Source organism: Oceanobacillus saliphilus (assembly GCF_023522835.1).
GTDB classification, from domain to species: Bacteria; Bacillota; Bacilli; order Bacillales; family Amphibacillaceae; genus Oceanobacillus; species Oceanobacillus saliphilus.
Genome location: NZ_JALCZU010000004.1, coordinates 223,643 through 240,421, shown reverse-complemented (window position 1 = coordinate 240,421; position 16,779 = coordinate 223,643). Strand labels below are relative to the sequence as shown.

The window sequence follows — 16,779 nt, the reverse complement described above, 5'->3', positions numbered from 1 at the left end:
TATTAGTATAATAACATTAGATTTAACTGCTTTATTATTACTTACAGGAGTGAAATTATGGTTATCAAAGCGGAGAAACTTAATAATAATATTAAAACTAATATCTTGAAAACGATTGAAACAGAGTTAGATAGATTAAATGATAAATATAATTCTGAGATAAATTTCTATGAGATTAAAGTAGATGAGCTAAAGGGTCAAGTCTTTAGTCTATCAGGAGAATTGCATTCACAAGAGACGAGTATTGTTAATCTTGAAAAAGATAATTCGAGATTAAAAGCTGAAATAGATATTTTGCAGAACTTACTGCTTGAAAATAAGAACACGACAATGATTGAATCGTATCTGCTACAATATAAAGAGAAACTTGGGAATAAATGGCTAGAAAAGTGTACTGAAATAATTGAAAGTAATATTCAGAAGAAGTACCACGATCAAGCTGCATACTTTATTTCTTTTTTAAACAATCACCTACCTGTTACCTCTCTTAATGATTATGATTATTCATTGCTTCATGAACTAAGCGCCTCCGTCTTTTTAGAATGGATTGATTTAGACGATATTGATTATGAGCTAAATTTTATAAATCTGTTCAAGTTTCTACGAGCAAATGGAGAAGTAAGAAATAATATACCAATTAAAAGTTTCTTTATAGATAATTTAATTGGAATTAAAGAAAATGTATTCTTATCAAACTCTCCGCAAGCAATCATTGAAATGATTAGATGTTATATGACATTTGATTTAACCGAAGAATTACACGATATTTTTGATGATTTAATGGGTGAGTGGTTATTTGTCGAACATGATTTATCTGAAGACCAGTTAAGTTATATTTTGATTTTATCTTACTATTTAGGGAGAGAGAGTGATTTATTAAAGCAACCGGGTATTGCAGATAAGAATATAAAAGAACTTCCGGACTTTTTATCAGAAAATGAAAGAAATTATTTACTTCCGAATATTAGTCAAAACAATTCTTCAGTAAATAGTAAAACTAAAGAAGTAAAAAGAGAAATTGAATATAAAGATGAAGAAAATCATGAAGTATTTTTACAGCGTATCACTAAGTTACCAAATAAGAAGAATCGCCCTAATACAAACGTTCATTTTGAAAATGTTCAAGTTAAAATTGCTATATACCGAAATAAATCTGCAAATATAGTTTATGAATATATAAAGACAAATGTCCAAAAGATTAGGGGCTCTATGGAGTATTTTATTACTAAAAATCAACTTAAGTCATTGAGCAAAAATAGACCGGGTTATTGGATAGATTTAGAGTATGTTGATAAAGGTTTTAATTTTATAAGTAAAGAAAGATTTCAACTTATTGAACTGGCTAGACCTGTTAAGAAAGTAGAACATGATTCTTTCAAATGGCCAGTAACGGAAATAAACCCTGAAAGTGGTAACGCCGAGAACGAACCGGACCTTAACACAAAAAGTGAACTAAGGAAGTTAGGTTACCAGATATCTGGTATGAGCAGAATAAAACGGTGGGAAATCCTTGAAAAAAAGGCGGTACCACAATTAGGACTTAAAAAGGTTGCTTATACGATAGCATTTCTTGTTCGGGGAAGAAAAGCTATGAAAAATGGTTTAATTAGAAACCAAAACTCCATTACGGAATGGGAATATGATTTACAGAGATTAAAGGATACGTTTTATAAAAATAACTTCTTTTGGCCGTCTACGAAAGTAAACAATTAACCTGAATTATTCATCACGGCTGCTCGATAAATCACCTAGTTAGGGACAGCAATCGTTTTTGATATGAGTTGGGTCTCACATACATCCTATTTCTTGAAAATGTAACATCTTAGTAAATTGCATTTATACATAGCTATTTTAGTTAGACTACCAGTTGTACATTATGTAGTCATCGCCATCTTTGGCAACAAATACAAAAATAACATCGTACTCCTCCTGGTAGTCTTTTATAAGTGCTTTAGCAACTTCATTAATTTCTTCTATAACGAAGTAATTTATTTAATGTAATTTTAATAGATAATCGTTTTACACCAGGCTTTTTCCATAACACTAAAAGTGCCGTCAATAGAAATGTTTTGTTTCTTTGTATTTCTCTATTATATAATCAGCAACAGAAGGAAACTCAGGGTAAATTGTAGTTTTGTTAATAAGATGACGTTGATCAAATTTATTTTTTATTGCTAGCTTATGTTCATATGGAATACAAATGAATAGATTTGCTTTAATGGAATCCAGAGATTTTACTTGTTTTTGAATTTCCTCATTTTGAAGGTCGTTCCCACATATCACAAACGTACCCTTTTGACTGTGTAATCGTGGATTTGCGTCTTTTAACTTATCAGAAAAAGTAACGAAAGATGTATTTTGAGCTGATTTAAGAATTTCCTCTTTGGTAATACTCTCGTTGTATATAGCTTTTTTCTAATAACATAAAAGAATAAGGATCTGTGGAAAAATATCCTCCATAGATCCTTATTTCTCTTACTAATCTATTATTTACATACTAACTTCTTCACTTACTGGACTCGAAGAATATGGGTGGGTCAAGGAACCAGTCCCCTCGTCCCCCTGTTCTAACTTTCTACAGAGATAGTGCTGTTTCTAATGCAACTTCAATCATATCATTGAAGGTTGATTGCCTTTCCATAGAGGTCGTTTGTTCTCCAGTAATGATATCATCACTTACGGTAAGAAGTGATAGTGCATGTACTCCAAATTTAGATGCTAGGTGATATAATCCGGCCGTTTCCATTTCAACACCTAATACACCATGCTGAATCAATGGATTGTAATCCCTATCATTATAGAACAGATCAGATGAAAGGACGTTTCCAACATGGAGAGTTAATCCTTTTTCCTCCCCTGTCAGTACTGCTTTTCTCATCAGATTAAAGTCTCCGATAGGCGCAAAAGTAAGTTCTGGGAATTCATTTCTTAAAATAAAAGAATCTGTCGTTGCAGCTTGTGCAATAATAACATCTCTTAAATTAATATCCTCCTGTACCGTTCCGCAAGTTCCAATTCTAAATAAATTTTTAACTCCATAATCATTGATCAACTCATGAATATAAATGGAAGCGGACGGCATTCCCATTCCAGTCCCTTGGACAGATACTTTCTTTCCCTTATACGTGCCAGTAAAACCTAACATTCCACGAACTTTATTATAGCAAACAGCATCTTCTAAAAAAGTTTCAGCTATATATTTGGCTCTTAGTGGATCCCCGGGTAATAAAACACTTTCTGCTACCTCTCCTACTTTTGCTTCTAGATGAATACTCATTTAAACTATCCCTCCACTTTATTTGATTATAAGCGCTTACTTATTTAAGCGTAGCATAATCACTTTTAAAATTCCGTGTACTCATTCACAAGAAAATTGTGAAGTATTTCACATTAAAACTGTTAAAGAGATAACTGAATTTAAGCGCTTTCTTTTATATGATATAAATGCAGGGGCAACGTACTAGTACCATAAACGAAGTTCTCGAGTATCTTCTGTATCACGACATACAGCTTTTAAGCCTTTAAGATCAACTATAAATCTTTGGTGTTGTAATTCAACAAGGCCTTCGTTTTGAAAATCAGAAATTGTTTTGGAGACAGATTCTCTAGTAATACCAAGCATATTAGCAAAAAGTGATTGGTTGATATGGAAGTTGATTTGATGATGGCCATCATTTTCTTCACCAATATTATAATAAAAATCCAATAATAAGTTGGCTACCTTTGCCCTAACGTCACAAAAACTCAAGTATCGGATAAGCCGATTAAGTGTACGTATTCTATCAGAGAGAATGGTATACGCTCTCTTCATCACAATAGGATATTTATCAATTATATTTTCGAAGTCTTTTTTCGATAGTTGCCAGACGGATATATTTGTAATCGCTTCAACAGAGGATATTTGCTCTGGAATTCTTGTGAATATTTCCATTTCTCCTAGAATTTCTCCTTTGCTAGCGAGACTTAGGATGATCTCTTTTCCGTCATAATATCGACAAACTTTTAATAATCCAGAACGAATAAAGTAAATCCTATCATTTATATCATTTTCAAACAAAAGAAGATGATTCTTCTTAAAATTACGTACTGTTAATGAAGGGAGTAACTCATTCAGTTCTGACTCGGGAATCTCTGAAAATAGTTCTAAATCTTTTATAGTCAAAATTATCTCCTCCTTTCCTTATTATAACAGCATTATTAAAACGTTTTCATAAAGGAGTTGTCAGTAATATGAACTTTGAACGAGTCTGTGTGATTGTATTAGACAGCGTAGGAATAGGGAGTTTACCGGATGCTGATCAATTTGGAGATGACGGCACCCATACGCTCAGACATATTTGTGAGCAATCTCCAAATATTAATTTAAACAATCTCGAATCCTTAGGCTTAGGAAATATCGATCATCTTCCATCGATTAATCCAGTGGATCATCCAAAAGCATTCCATGGAAAAATGGCAGAAATCTCTGTAGGAAAAGATACGATGACTGGTCATTGGGAGCTAATGGGGTTAGAAGTAAAAGTTCCGTTTCAAGTTTTTCCGAATGGCTTTCCAAAAGAACTGATAGCTAGATTCGAGGAACTGACAGGACGTAAAGTGCTTGGCAATAAACCTGCATCTGGTACAGCAATCATTGAGGAATTTGGAAAGGAACAGAAAAAAACAGGTGCTTGGATTGTTTATACTTCTGCAGATAGTGTATTTCAAATAGCAGCACATGAAGAAGTAATCCCACTGGAAGAATTGTATAAAGGCTGTGAAATTGCCAGGAAGTTAACTTTAGAAGATCCCTATGTCGTTGGAAGGGTAATTGCAAGACCATTCATTGGAGAAGCAGGTCGGTTTGAAAGAACAGCAAACCGTCGAGATTATGCATTAACTCCATTTGGAAAGACATTATTGGAACACTTGGATAAAGATGACTATGACGTCATTTCAGTCGGAAAAATCAACGATATTTTTTCTGGAGTGGGAATTCAACAGTCCTATCCTACTAAAAGCAATTCACATGGCATCCAAACAACTATCGAGCTCTTGAAGGACTCCTTCCATGGCCTGCTTTTTACCAACTTAGTTGACTTTGATGCCCTATATGGTCATCGTCGTGACCCGCATGGTTATGCTAAGGCGTTAGAAGAATTTGATCAATATTTACCGGCAATCATGAATCAAATAGGTGAAAAAGATTTATTGGTCATTACTGCTGACCACGGAAATGATCCAACACATGTCGGCACCGATCATACACGCGAATATGTGCCAATTTTAATCTATAACCCATTACTAGAGAGAGTAGCAGGTGATATTGGTACAAGAAATACATTTGCTGATTTAGCTGCAACTCTTGCAGAAAACTTTAATGTAAAACAACCAGATATTGGTGAAAGTTTTCTCGATTTACTTATACAAAAATAAGGAGGAAATAGAAATGAGAAAGTTAATGAAATTAGTTGTTCCAATGGTATTGATTGTAAGTTTGTTATTAGCAGGATGTAGTAACGATAGTAACACAAACACTAATGAAGAAAGTAATGCTGATGGTAACAATGATTTAAAATTTGGAATGGTAACGGACTTAGGTAGTGTGAATGATAAATCATTCAACCAGAGTGCATGGGAAGGTTTACAGCAACTGCAAGAGGATAAAGGCTATGAAGTCCGATACCTTGAGCCGAAATCCGATGGAGAAGTTGTACCTAATCTATTGGAATTTGTAAATGCTGGTTATGATTTGACTTGGGGAACAGCCGCCACCCTACAAGATGCGATTACAGAAATTGCAAGCAGTCATCTTGACACAAAGTTAGGGATTGTTGACGCAGTAGTTGATATGCCTAACGTTGCTTCCGTTACTTTTAAAGAAGAAGAAGGATCATTCCTAGTTGGGGTAATTGCTGGATTAACAACAGAATCAAATAAAGTTGGATTTGTAGGTGGTATGGAAATCCCTGTTATTAAACGATTTGAGTCGGGTTTTAAAGCTGGTGTTGAAGCTGTAAATCCAGACGCAGAGATAATCATCAATTATACAGGAGACTTTAGCCGTGTTGACATGGGTAAATCTGCCGCTTCCACTATATATGACGCTGGAGCAGACATCATCTTCCATGCTTCAGGTTTAACAGGTAACGGTATCTTTAATGAAGCGCAAGAACGTTTCGAAAGCGGTGATCGAGTTTGGGTTATTGGTGTAGATATGGACCAGTCCCTGACTTTTGGTGATGATGTGACGCTGACTTCCATGATTAAGAAAGTAGATGAAGCGGTATATCAGGTTTCTGAACAATTAGAGCAAGGAGAATTTCCAGGTGGAGAAGAGACGAGCCTTGGACTAAAAGAAGATGGTGTGGATATAGCGCCAACTTCAGATAAAAATGTAAGTCCTGAAGTATTAGATGTTGTGGAAGAATACCGTCAGAAAATTATAGATGGAGAAATTGAAGTCCCAACAAATTAAACTACACGGGAAGCATGAAATCATGTCCTTCCTCTACGATTTAGAGAAAGGACTTTTTTAGGAGGGAAGTCAATGGTTGATAAACATACAGTTTTAGAGTTAAAAGGAATAACCAAACGATTTTCTGATTTTGTTGCAAATGAATCTATTAATTTCCAGTTGGAAAAAGGAGAAATCCACGCACTTTTGGGTGAAAATGGTGCAGGAAAATCTACGATGATGAATATCGTCTTTGGCTTATATCAGCCGGACGAAGGTGAAATCTATATCAATAATGACCGGGTCACCATCGATAACCCGAATGTGGCCATTGAACACGGGATTGGAATGGTTCATCAGCATTTTAAACTGGTGGAGCCTTTTACAGTAACTGAAAATATTATTCTAGGAATGGAACCGAAGAAAGGTATGTCCATAAACTATAAACAAGCTAGTAAAGATATTAAAGCATTGTCTGATCGCTATGGATTGGATATCGATCCTTATGCAAAAGTTGCCGACATCAGCGTCGGTATGCAGCAGCGTGTTGAAATTGTGAAAACCTTATATCGAGGCGCAGATATTTTAATATTCGATGAGCCTACAGCGGTACTAACCCCTCAAGAAATTGACGAATTACTTAATATTATGAAAAAACTTGTGGCTGAATGTAAATCTATCATCCTAATTACACATAAATTAAAGGAAATTATGAAAATCGCTGATAGATGTACGATTATTAGAAGAGGAAAAGTAATTGATACTGTAAAGATATCAGAGACGAATACACAAGAATTGGCAGAAAAAATGGTAGGAGAAGCGGTTAGCTTTAAAACCGAAAAAACACCTTCACAACCAAAAGATATCCTACTAAGTGTAAAGAACTTGGTAGTTAAGGATGCAAATAATAAAAATATGGTCGATGACATTTCCTTCTCCGTACGTTCCGGAGAAGTGGTTGGAGTTGCTGGTGTCGATGGAAATGGGCAATCAGAATTAATTGAAGCGATTACAGGGATGCGTCCGAAAGAATCAGGTGAAATATTATTAAAAGATCAACATATTGAAAGCTTGGACACACGTTCCATATACAATGCAGGTATTTCACATATTCCTGGGGATCGTCATAAGCATGGACTCGTTCTCGACTTTTCAGTCAAAGAGAATATGATTCTTCACAACTATTATAAAGATGAAATCGTTAAAAATGGATTCATTAATGAGGAAACAGTAGAGAAAATTTCGTTACGATTAATCGAACAATACGATATTCGCACACCTGGACCACAAGCACTCGTTCGCTCGATGTCTGGTGGTAATCAACAAAAAGTTATCATTGCTCGAGAAATTGACATGAATCCTCGTGTCCTGATTGCATCACAACCTACTCGTGGGCTTGATGTTGGTGCAGTTGAATTTGTTCATAAAGAAATCATTCATCAGCGGGACCAAGGAATGGGTATCTTACTTGTTTCCTTTGAATTAGATGAGATTCTAAACCTATCCGACCGAATCATTGTTTTGTTTGATGGTCAAATCATTGGAGAAACTACACCTGATAAGACATCTGATCGGGAATTAGGGTTGATGATGGCTGGTAATTATATAAGGGGTGAATCTAGTGAAAATCAGAAAAATATTCCAATATGATTCTCTACTCGTTCCGATTATAGCGATAGCTTTGGGTCTGATCATCGGTGCATTATTTATGCTCTTAGGGGGCTATAATCCTACCGTAGCTTATGTATCCATGATAGAGAAAGTGATTGGGAGCAGTTATGATGTTGGTGAGTTATTAAGAACAATCGCTCCTCTCATCTTAAGTGGTTTGGCCGTTGCTATCGCCTTCAAGGTAGGCCTCTTCAACATTGGGGTAGACGGGCAAATTATCATGGGTTCGTTAGGAGCTCTTATTGTCGGAACACAATTAAGCTTGCCTTCAATCATCCATGGTATCGTTGCAGTTTTATTTGGTGCACTGTTAGGTGGTCTGTGGGGAGCCATTGCCGGTTACTTGAAAGGCAGCAAAGGAATCAATGAAGTTATTACCACCATTATGTTGAACTATATTGCATTATATTCCAGTCATATGATGATCAGGGCTTTTATGCCACAAGAAGGAACGCAACGTTCCGAATTGATTAAGGAGTCCGCCAGTATTAAAATTAATTTTCTATCTGACATGATGGGCGGCGCAAGAATTCACTGGGGATTTTTGATTGTAATTCTTGTTCTCGTTTTCTATCACTATTATTTAAATAAAACAAAATGGGGATATGAAATCCGTGTAACAGGGCTTAATATCCAGGCCACGAAGTATGCAGGTATTAATTCATCGAAAATAATGGTACGTACCATGTTCATTTCGGGTTTATTCGGTGGATTAATTGGTACTTTCAATGTACTTGGTGTATTTAATTACATGGCAATAAGTGCATCCACTTCAGGCATTGGTTTCGATGGAATTGCAGTCGCTCTTCTTGGTGGTAACACAGCTATCGGCATTTTGCTAGCGGGTATTTTATTTGGTATTTTAACCTATGGTGCACAAGGTATGAGTTTTGGCGCAGGTGTACCAAACGAAATTGGAGATGTAGTCATTAGTGCAATCATCTTCTTTGTATCTGCACCAGGGATTATCAAACATTTATTGTATCGATTTCGTAATAAACAAAAAAGAACTGAGAATACGGATGAAACAACGAAGAGCAAGAAGGGGGCTTAAATCATGGAAATCATAGGTAATTTGCTTAATGGAACGTTGGTCTTCTCGACGGCATTAATTTTTGCCGCCCTTGGTGGTATGATTTCTGAACGTTCAGGTGTAATTAATATAGGTATTGAAGGCTTTATGGTGTCTGGAGCATTTTTTGCAGCGATATTTACCTACTATGCCGAAAGTGCCGGTCTCGGTTCCATTTCCCCATGGCTTGGTTTGCTAGGAGCTTTTGTTTGTACAATTATCTTTTCTTTTATTCATGCCGTTGCATCCATAAAATATAAGGCAAATCAAGTGGTAAGTGGTACGGTTATTAACATACTCACTCCCGCACTGACATTTTTCCTTGTAAAGGTTCTGTTTGATGGTGCAGCAGAAACACCAATTATAAGTAATGTATTTCGCAAAATATCCATACCTTACTTAAGTGATATCCCAATTCTTGGAGACATGCTCTTCAATACATACCCAACGACCTATGTAGTAATCTTACTGGTGCTATTCATGTATTACATTTTCAAAAGATCTACTGTCGGTTTAAGGTTACGTGCGGTTGGGGAACACCCTGGAGCTACGGATACTGCAGGAATTAATGTCAATCGAATAAGATATATTTCTGTCATATTAAGTGCTTCCATTGCGGCACTTGGAGGTGCGACGATTGTTTTAACAACTACAAGCAGTTTTTCATTTACAACCGTTGCTGGACAAGGATTCATCGCTTTAGCTGCAATGATATTCGGGAAATGGCATCCAATCGGAGTAACGTTAGGAGCCTTATTGTTTGGTTTCGCACAAGCTCTTAAAGACCAGATGCAAATTATACCATTTGCCCAATCTATTCCTAATGAATTGTTCTATATGCTACCTTACCTTTTGACCCTGATTGTGTTAGTTATTGCTGTCGGTAGATCAAGCGCTCCAGCAGCATTAGGCCAACCATATGAACCTGGACAAAGATAGAGCACCTAGAACTTCACAAAACAGGAGTGATGGAATGAATAAAAATATTTTGAATCAGATGTTTCAGATTCAAAATGAAAATACCACGATTCGGACTGAAATTCTTGCAGGGATAACATCCTTTGTAACAGTTTCCTATATTGTCATTGTAAATGGTACGGTACTTAATTTGGCTGGTATGCCATATGAAGCTGTGACGATTGCTACTGTTTTGGTTTCTTTTTTAGGCTGTATGCTCATGGCTTTTTGGGCGAATTCCCCCTTAATTCTCATACCGGGAATGGGGGATAATGCATTTTTTGTTTTTACATTGGTTTTTTCCCTCGGTTTGACCTGGGAACAATCACTGGTCGCTGTACTCTTTGCAGGTATTGCATTTGTCATCATATCATTTACAAAACTTGCTGATTATTTATCACATGCTGTTCCTGTCTCGTTAATCTATGCTATCACAGCGGGAATTGGACTTTTTGTTGCCTTCTTAGGTTTTAAAAACGGAGGAATCATCGTTTCACAAGAGGACTCATTTGTACAATTAGCCACTCTTGGCGATCGTATGGCATTAACATCGATATTAACTCTAATCGTTATGTTGTTTCTAATTATCAAAAAGGTAAAAGGAAATATATTAATCGGAATAATCGTTGGAACAATCATTGGCATATTACTTGGTATTACTGATATTTCTTCACTAAGTCAATTTGAAATTTCGTTTGATGGTTACGAATCGGTCTTTTTCGCTTATGATTTTAGTGCAATGAATGATTTTAACTTTTGGATTGGTGTCTTCTCTTTAACGATGGTCGTTTTATTCCAAAACATGGGAGCACAATTGAGTATGTTACCTAATAAATCAAAGTTTAAAAAATCCTATCAAGCTAATGCTTTTTCGATAGTAGGAGCTTCCCTTTTTGGAAGTAGTTCAACAGCAACAACAGCTGAGTCTGCAACAGGAATTTCCTTAGGTGGTAAGACGGGATTAACTTCCTTTACTGCAGGAATATTATTTATTCCTACTCTATTTTTTATCCCGATTCTTACGGTTATTCCGCTTAGTGCAATTGCACCAGTTCTTATTATTGTAGGCTTTCTAATGTTTCAATCAGCAGTTGAAGAGATCCCTTTCAACGACTTAACCGAAGCGATTCCAGCATTTTTAATGATCACGGTCATGCCTTTTTCCCTTAATATTCCAAATGGAATTGGCTTTGGATTTATATCCTATGTATTATTAAAATTATTTACAGGTAAGAAAGAAGAATTAAACAAGACGATGTATGTCATTGCATTCCTCTTTCTCATCTATTTCTTTTTATATTGAAGGGGGACATAGGGACAGGTTTTTTGACCCAATTCAGTAATTTTCTTTGTTCGTTTTAAATAAGTTACTAACATTTGTATCTGTTCCTATTATAAAAAATAATTGAACTGTGGAACGTTATCCTACACAGCTCCTTATTTTTCTTGCTTGAAGAGTAGATTATAAGATAAACTAGTGATCTTTTATCCGGTTAGAGATTTAAAGAAGGGATCTTATTTCTTTAAAATTAAATTGGGTAGCCAACATTTGTGGCACTCCAAAGGCCAATAGGTCAGCCCCCCACCACTTTATAGCGATAGCGAAGTTTTGGACTGACCTCATAAACTATCAATACCATAGGGTAAACAATTTATATACTCTATTAATCGGTCTTTTTAAAGAGAAAATTCATATACGGAAGCCGCTATATAACTAGGTCTCCGTGTATGATTATTTTTTTGTCCATTTTCGACCCTTTTCTTGCGTCGGTGGAAGTCGGTCACCTGAATTAATAGTCACGACTCTAGGGTTGTTTACTTGCCCGCCTCGAGGTCCAACTTCTTTGTATTTCCCTGCTGGTTGATTATCTGTACCTGGTTTTTTCAAATTTGCCATTTTGCACCTCCTTTGAAAAGGTAGTAATATTAGTCCCTTATATTTTAATACAATATATTGATTTTGGTGTGGTTCAAGTAAAAAGAAGTTTGAATTTAATATTTTTTTAGAATAGGTAGAAATCTTATTAGGGATAAAGGTCCAGTCCCTCACCACGTAAAGCGATAGCAAAGCGGGGGACTGCAACCTCATATACTATTTGGTAGAAAACAATTAAACTTTATTTTAAATCAACAAATGAAATCACTTGAATTGTATCAAAATAAATAATTGGATTTATATGGAATTATTCATACTTAAAGTGCCAAATAAATCATTTAGTTGTTACAATAGTTATAAAGCAGAGTCAAAAAATTAAGAGGTGATAACAGTTGAAAGCTTCTGAAACAAATTTATTAAAGTTTCTTCAAGGTAATAAGCAATTTATAATCCCTATCTATCAGAGGAAATACAGTTGGACAGTGGAGCAATGTAGACAACTATGGAATGATATAGTTAGAGCATCTAAAGACGATCATATTAAAGGTCACTTTGTAGGTTCCGTTGTTTACGTAGAAAAAGGCCTATATCAAATATCTGCAGTTCCCCAACTTCTTGTTATTGATGGACAGCAGCGTTTAACGACAATTACTTTAATGTTACTAGCTTTAGGAAAAGAAATAAAAGAAAGTGAGAAAAAGCTTGATATAACCAGTAAAAAAATTATGAACTACTATTTAGTTAATAATGAAGAGGAAGATGAACTTTACCATAAACTTCTTCTGACTCAGACCGACAAAGAAACACTGTTAAGTTTGATCAATGATAGTGAACTCCCCAATGAATATTCACCAAGAGTTTATGAAAACTTCAATTTCTTCTTAAATCAGATTAAAAAAAGTGAAATTGACCTTAATTTGCTATATTTGGGTCTATCTAAACTTATAATTGTCGACATAGCCCTTGATCGAGACCATGATAATCCACAATTGATATTTGAAAGTTTGAATTCTACAGGGCTTGAATTGTCTCAAGCTGATTTAATTCGAAATTTTGTTTTAATGAAACTTGAGCCAAAGAAGCAAGAAACTCTGTACAAAAAGTATTGGGATCCTATGGAGAAAAGTTTTGGTAACTTAAATGAATCCACCGTGTTTGATCGTTTTATGCGAGATTATTTAACTGTTAAAACAGGGCGTATTCCGAAGATTAGAAATGTTTATGTTGCATTTAAAGAATATCTCTTTCAAAATCAAGATCTCAGTATTGAAGATATTCTAAAAGAGGTATATCTATACTCAAAGTATTTCGTTTACTTAGCATTCCAAACAGAAACCGATAAGGAAATAAACGAGGTACTAAAAGACATCAACTCATTAAAAGTTGACGTTTCATATCCATTCTTAATAGAGTTGTATGATGATTATAACAATCAAATAATTTCAAAATATGAATTTATTTCTATTTTGAAGTTGGTTGAATCTTATGTTTTCCGTAGAGCGATATGCGGGGTTCCAACGAATTCACTGAATAAAACGTTTGCAACAATGAGTAAGGAAATAGATAAAGAGAATTACTTAGAAAGTTTACAGGTTGTATTAGTTCTTAAAGATTCTTATAAGAGATTTCCGAGTAATGAAGAATTTACAAGGGAACTTGAAGTAAAAGATACATACAACTTCAGGAACCGCAACTATTTATTAAGAAAGTTAGAGAATTACGAACGGAAAGAAATTGTTGATATTGAGACCTATACAATTGAACACATTATGCCTCAAAATGTTAACTTATCAGATGAATGGAGGATAGCTCTTGGAGAGAATTGGAAAGAAGTTCAAGATAAATATCTCCATACATTAGGGAATTTGACTTTAACAAGGTATAACTCTGAAATGAGTGATAAACCATTCAAAGAGAAAAGGGACTTGGAGGGGGGGTTTGCCGATAGTCCACTGCGATTAAATAAAGGTATAAGGAAACTTGAAGAGTGGAATGAACAAGAAATTAAAAATAGAGGAAATAGACTTGCAGAGCGGGCGTTGTTGGTTTGGTCGTATCCTAATTTACCGGAAGAAGTTATTTTGCAACATAGAGATCAACGTAGAGAAAAAGAGAACGTGGTATATACTATTAGCGATTTCCCTGAATTATCAGGGGACATGTTGGACTTATTTGAACAGCTTAGAAAACGGATTTGCAACCTGGACAGTTCGGTAAGGGAAGAATTTAAAAAGATGTATATAGCTTATAAAACAACTACAGATTTTGTTGACATTGTACCACAAAAGAGTAGACTTCGTTTAAGTCTTAACATGCCTTTTAATGAAATTCATGATCCAAAAGGGATTTGCAAAGATATTACAAATTTGGGTAGATGGGGGAATGGCGATGTAGAAATTGGTATGTCAAATGCCAATGAAATTGATGATATTATGTACTTGATACAACAGTCATTCGAAAAGCATAGAGATGAAGAGTAATGGTTGACTTTTATTAACTACCAGATATGAAATTGGGCAGAGCAGGTGACACAATGAACGTATATATTAATTAAGTCAATTCTGGAATTGAAAGAATAAATAATAAATATTATTATACAGAAACGGTCATCGATCTAAGAGAAATGTGGGGAAAGGTACCTTGTCCCGATTAGCTTTCAGTTTAAACTACGGGACGATGAACCTGTCCCCGTGGACCTTTTCTGCGGAGTTTATGATGGAACAGCTTACTGTTCTTTCTAATGCTCAGGTTGTGAATTTGAAGAGGGTATAAGAATACCAAATAATGGACAGAGGGGGAGGTGTACCCTTGTCCTTTCCAATAAATACAGAACTAATATGGATTTAATAGATAAATCTTTTCCCCCTCTTGGAGATCTAAAATTAATAGTCATATTTTTTAATAGCGATCATAGACTAGAGTAAGGACAATCGGACAAGCCGACATGTCTTAATGAAAAGGGGGAAAAGGTATGAAGAGGTTAGAAAATAAAGTAGCAATTATTACAGGTGCAGCAGGTGGCCAAGGGGCGGATTTGAAGGAAGAGTCATCGGATTAAAACACGATGTATCGAATGAAGCGAGTTGGAAAGAAGTTGTCGAAGAAACTATAGATAAATTTGGTACCATTGATATTTTAGTAAATAATGCGGGTATTGCTGGAAAATTGAGTTCAAATGTTTTAGATTTTAACTTAGAAGATTGGCAAATTGTTCAAGATATTAATGTTGTTGGTAACTTTTTAGGAATAAAAGAAGTTGTTCCCCATATGAAAAGAAATGGTACAGGCTCCATTATTAATATTTCTTCTATTGCAGTTGTAGGGAACCAAGGCGGTGTACCATATCAAGCGTCGAAAGGTGCAACTAGAGCTTTAACAAAATCAGTGGCGTTAGATCTTGCAAAGGATGGAATAAGAGTCAATTCCGTTCATCCTGGTCTTATCACGACACCAATGTCTCAAAATGCGCTTGATGATGAGGGAAGGAAGCAAATGGAATCTACTATTCCTTGAGGTTTCTCTGGAGAACCATTAGATATTGCTTATCCAGTTTTATTTTTAGCTTCCGATGAATCTCGCTTTATGACTGGGTCGGAATTGGTTGTTGATGGTGGAACGATTGCACAATGATAGTAAAAAACGCTTGGGTTTCAAGCGTTTTTTTGTTGTGTTTATACATATTGATTAAGTACATATAATTAGATTGCCTTTTATAAATAGAACATTTTAAATATATATAAGAAAAATGTAGGTATCGGAATCGATGACAGTTGGAGAATAAAGGAATAAAGCGTCAGTCCTCAGCACGTTACGATTGCAAAATGGGGGCAGTGTCTATAACCTTGGGTGTACCTTTTATCATGCTAAAATTTGGACTTTATCCAGTTATTTATCTAATTAAATATTTTAACTGATTGAGAGTTATTTTGGCAGAAAGTGTTCAATTCTATATAGCAGAAACTGTCCATTTTAGTTTAACAGTTACACTGTCCAGAGGCGGAGTGACTTTGTACTTTCTTTTCTCAAGATGACATTTCCTCATCAGGTGATGCGATTGATCTTGTTGAAGCAGGTTTATCGGGGATTTCGGATAAATAGGGGGGAACCGTACCATAAGTAAATGAGGTTAAAAATATTTAATAAAATAGACTATGAATTAAGGTGCCTCTTCCACACCACTTTTTTTAAAAAAGCCTTAACGGTTATTTTAAAGATAAGCTTTTCCTATAAGTATTTTTCGTGAAATAAAGTTAATCGACCTAATTAACAACCCAATCCGTGGAAACGGAATCAAAGGCATCAACATCTCCAACCCACCTATCTCTGGAAGGGTAACCAAAATTCATCCATTTCCAGTCGGTTTCCAAATTGATTTCCTTCATGAGTTAGAGCTCCTTTTACATAAAGGTGATGGTTTTTTAAAAAGTTTGAAAATAGGTGAAATTCAATGAAAAAGAAGAGAGGATAAACAGAAACATGTTGCTGTTTATGACTCTGCGTGTGGATTACATTCCATCATTCCAATGATATGTCTATAAAGAAAAATTTACCATATCCAAGAATTTTAGTTCATTTTTTTTTAAAAGTACCTAACTTCTAAAACCCCCTCTGGAAATTGAATTTTAGAAGGTTTTTTTTGTGTAAATCTCCATTTCCCTCTAGAGAAATTTCCATTTTTCGATCGGAAATGGCAAGTTAGGCTAGATGCAGATTATTTTACTTTTATGTAGAATAAATCTATACAAATATATAACCTTACTGACTTGA

12 protein-coding genes and 2 pseudogenes are annotated in these 16,779 nt (G+C 35.2%); 10 read left to right on the top strand and 4 right to left on the bottom strand.

The features are described from left to right. Nucleotides 1–57: 57 nt before the first annotated feature. The gene (locus MN204_RS09255) at nucleotides 58–1,713 is read left to right on the top strand and encodes a hypothetical protein (protein ID WP_249870797.1); all 1,656 of its coding nucleotides are present in this window, start codon (nucleotides 58–60) and stop codon (nucleotides 1,711–1,713) included. Nucleotides 1,714–2,575: 862 nt separating this feature from the next. Here MN204_RS09255 and deoD read toward each other — a convergent pair. Together deoD and MN204_RS09245 are read right to left on the bottom strand one after the other, a co-directional pair. Further along, on the bottom strand, nucleotides 2,576–3,277 hold the full coding sequence (gene deoD, locus MN204_RS09250) for a purine-nucleoside phosphorylase (protein WP_249870796.1): 702 nt from the start codon (nucleotides 3,275–3,277) through the stop codon (nucleotides 2,576–2,578). A 183-nt stretch (nucleotides 3,278–3,460) separates the two neighbouring features. Further along, entirely contained in the window at nucleotides 3,461–4,162 is a 702-nt protein-coding gene (locus MN204_RS09245; RefSeq protein ID WP_249870795.1) for a Crp/Fnr family transcriptional regulator, read from the bottom strand. 68 nt (nucleotides 4,163–4,230) lie between these two features. On the opposite strand from MN204_RS09245, the gene MN204_RS09240 reads away from it, so the two are divergent. The 6 genes from MN204_RS09240 (at nucleotide 4,231) to MN204_RS09215 (ending at nucleotide 11,439) form a co-directional block, all read left to right on the top strand. Beyond that, the gene (locus tag MN204_RS09240; protein ID WP_249870794.1) at nucleotides 4,231–5,415 is read left to right on the top strand and encodes a phosphopentomutase; all 1,185 of its coding nucleotides are present in this window, start codon (nucleotides 4,231–4,233) and stop codon (nucleotides 5,413–5,415) included. Nucleotides 5,416–5,428: 13 nt separating this feature from the next. Beyond that, nucleotides 5,429–6,457, top strand: coding sequence for a BMP family lipoprotein (locus MN204_RS09235; protein WP_249870793.1), 1,029 nt, complete (start codon nucleotides 5,429–5,431; stop codon nucleotides 6,455–6,457). Nucleotides 6,458–6,529: 72 nt separating this feature from the next. Further along, complete coding sequence (locus tag MN204_RS09230; RefSeq protein WP_249870792.1) at nucleotides 6,530–8,086, top strand: ABC transporter ATP-binding protein; 1,557 nt, start codon at nucleotides 6,530–6,532, stop codon at nucleotides 8,084–8,086. Further along, a complete protein-coding gene (locus MN204_RS09225) occupies nucleotides 8,058–9,161 on the top strand; it encodes an ABC transporter permease (RefSeq protein WP_438804699.1) in 1,104 nt (367 codons plus the stop codon). Before MN204_RS09230 ends, MN204_RS09225 begins: the two co-directional genes overlap by 29 nt. Nucleotides 9,162–9,164: 3 nt before the next feature. Continuing rightward, nucleotides 9,165–10,118 (top strand): ABC transporter permease, encoded by a 954-nt coding sequence (locus tag MN204_RS09220; protein WP_249870790.1) that lies wholly within the window; start codon nucleotides 9,165–9,167, stop codon nucleotides 10,116–10,118. Nucleotides 10,119–10,152: 34 nt separating this feature from the next. Beyond that, nucleotides 10,153–11,439: an NCS2 family permease gene (locus tag MN204_RS09215; RefSeq protein ID WP_249870789.1), complete on the top strand. Its 1,287-nt coding sequence runs from the start codon at nucleotides 10,153–10,155 to the stop codon at nucleotides 11,437–11,439. A gap of 429 nt (nucleotides 11,440–11,868) precedes the next feature. Here MN204_RS09215 and MN204_RS09210 read toward each other — a convergent pair whose 3' ends face one another. Beyond that, nucleotides 11,869–12,033 (bottom strand): YjzC family protein, encoded by a 165-nt coding sequence (locus MN204_RS09210; protein ID WP_249870788.1) that lies wholly within the window; start codon nucleotides 12,031–12,033, stop codon nucleotides 11,869–11,871. A 371-nt stretch (nucleotides 12,034–12,404) separates the two neighbouring features. Between MN204_RS09210 and MN204_RS09205 the strand changes: the two genes are divergently transcribed. The 3 genes and pseudogenes from MN204_RS09205 to MN204_RS09195 form a co-directional block, all read left to right on the top strand. Continuing rightward, nucleotides 12,405–14,492 carry a DUF262 and DUF1524 domain-containing protein gene (locus MN204_RS09205; protein WP_249870787.1) on the top strand — a complete coding sequence of 696 codons (2,088 nt, stop codon included), beginning with the start codon at nucleotides 12,405–12,407 and terminating at the stop codon, nucleotides 14,490–14,492. A gap of 491 nt (nucleotides 14,493–14,983) precedes the next feature. Then, nucleotides 14,984–15,642, top strand: a pseudogene (locus tag MN204_RS09200) (SDR family NAD(P)-dependent oxidoreductase). A 349-nt stretch (nucleotides 15,643–15,991) separates the two neighbouring features. Then, nucleotides 15,992–16,132 (top strand): annotated as a pseudogene (locus MN204_RS09195) (23S rRNA (pseudouridine(1915)-N(3))-methyltransferase RlmH); the annotation flags it as partial. Nucleotides 16,133–16,271: 139 nt separating this feature from the next. Here MN204_RS09195 and MN204_RS21270 read toward each other — a convergent pair. Next, nucleotides 16,272–16,394 carry a hypothetical protein gene (locus tag MN204_RS21270; RefSeq protein ID WP_306798643.1) on the bottom strand — a complete coding sequence of 41 codons (123 nt, stop codon included), beginning with the start codon at nucleotides 16,392–16,394 and terminating at the stop codon, nucleotides 16,272–16,274. Nucleotides 16,395–16,779: the final 385 nt, after the last annotated feature.

What these genes read in the sequence shown, in the direction of transcription:
- MN204_RS09255 (WP_249870797.1), top strand. Translation starts at nt 58, where the DNA reads ATGGTTATCAAAGCGGAGAAACTTAATAATAATATTAAAACTAATATC.
- deoD (WP_249870796.1), bottom strand. Translation starts at nt 3,277, where the DNA reads ATGAGTATTCATCTAGAAGCAAAAGTAGGAGAGGTAGCAGAAAGTGTT.
- MN204_RS09240 (WP_249870794.1), top strand. Translation starts at nt 4,231, where the DNA reads ATGAACTTTGAACGAGTCTGTGTGATTGTATTAGACAGCGTAGGAATA.
- MN204_RS09235 (WP_249870793.1), top strand. Translation starts at nt 5,429, where the DNA reads ATGAGAAAGTTAATGAAATTAGTTGTTCCAATGGTATTGATTGTAAGT.
- MN204_RS09230 (WP_249870792.1), top strand. Translation starts at nt 6,530, where the DNA reads ATGGTTGATAAACATACAGTTTTAGAGTTAAAAGGAATAACCAAACGA.
- MN204_RS09220 (WP_249870790.1), top strand. Translation starts at nt 9,165, where the DNA reads ATGGAAATCATAGGTAATTTGCTTAATGGAACGTTGGTCTTCTCGACG.
- MN204_RS09215 (WP_249870789.1), top strand. Translation starts at nt 10,153, where the DNA reads ATGAATAAAAATATTTTGAATCAGATGTTTCAGATTCAAAATGAAAAT.
- MN204_RS09210 (WP_249870788.1), bottom strand. Translation starts at nt 12,033, where the DNA reads ATGGCAAATTTGAAAAAACCAGGTACAGATAATCAACCAGCAGGGAAA.
- MN204_RS21270 (WP_306798643.1), bottom strand. Translation starts at nt 16,394, where the DNA reads ATGAAGGAAATCAATTTGGAAACCGACTGGAAATGGATGAATTTTGGT.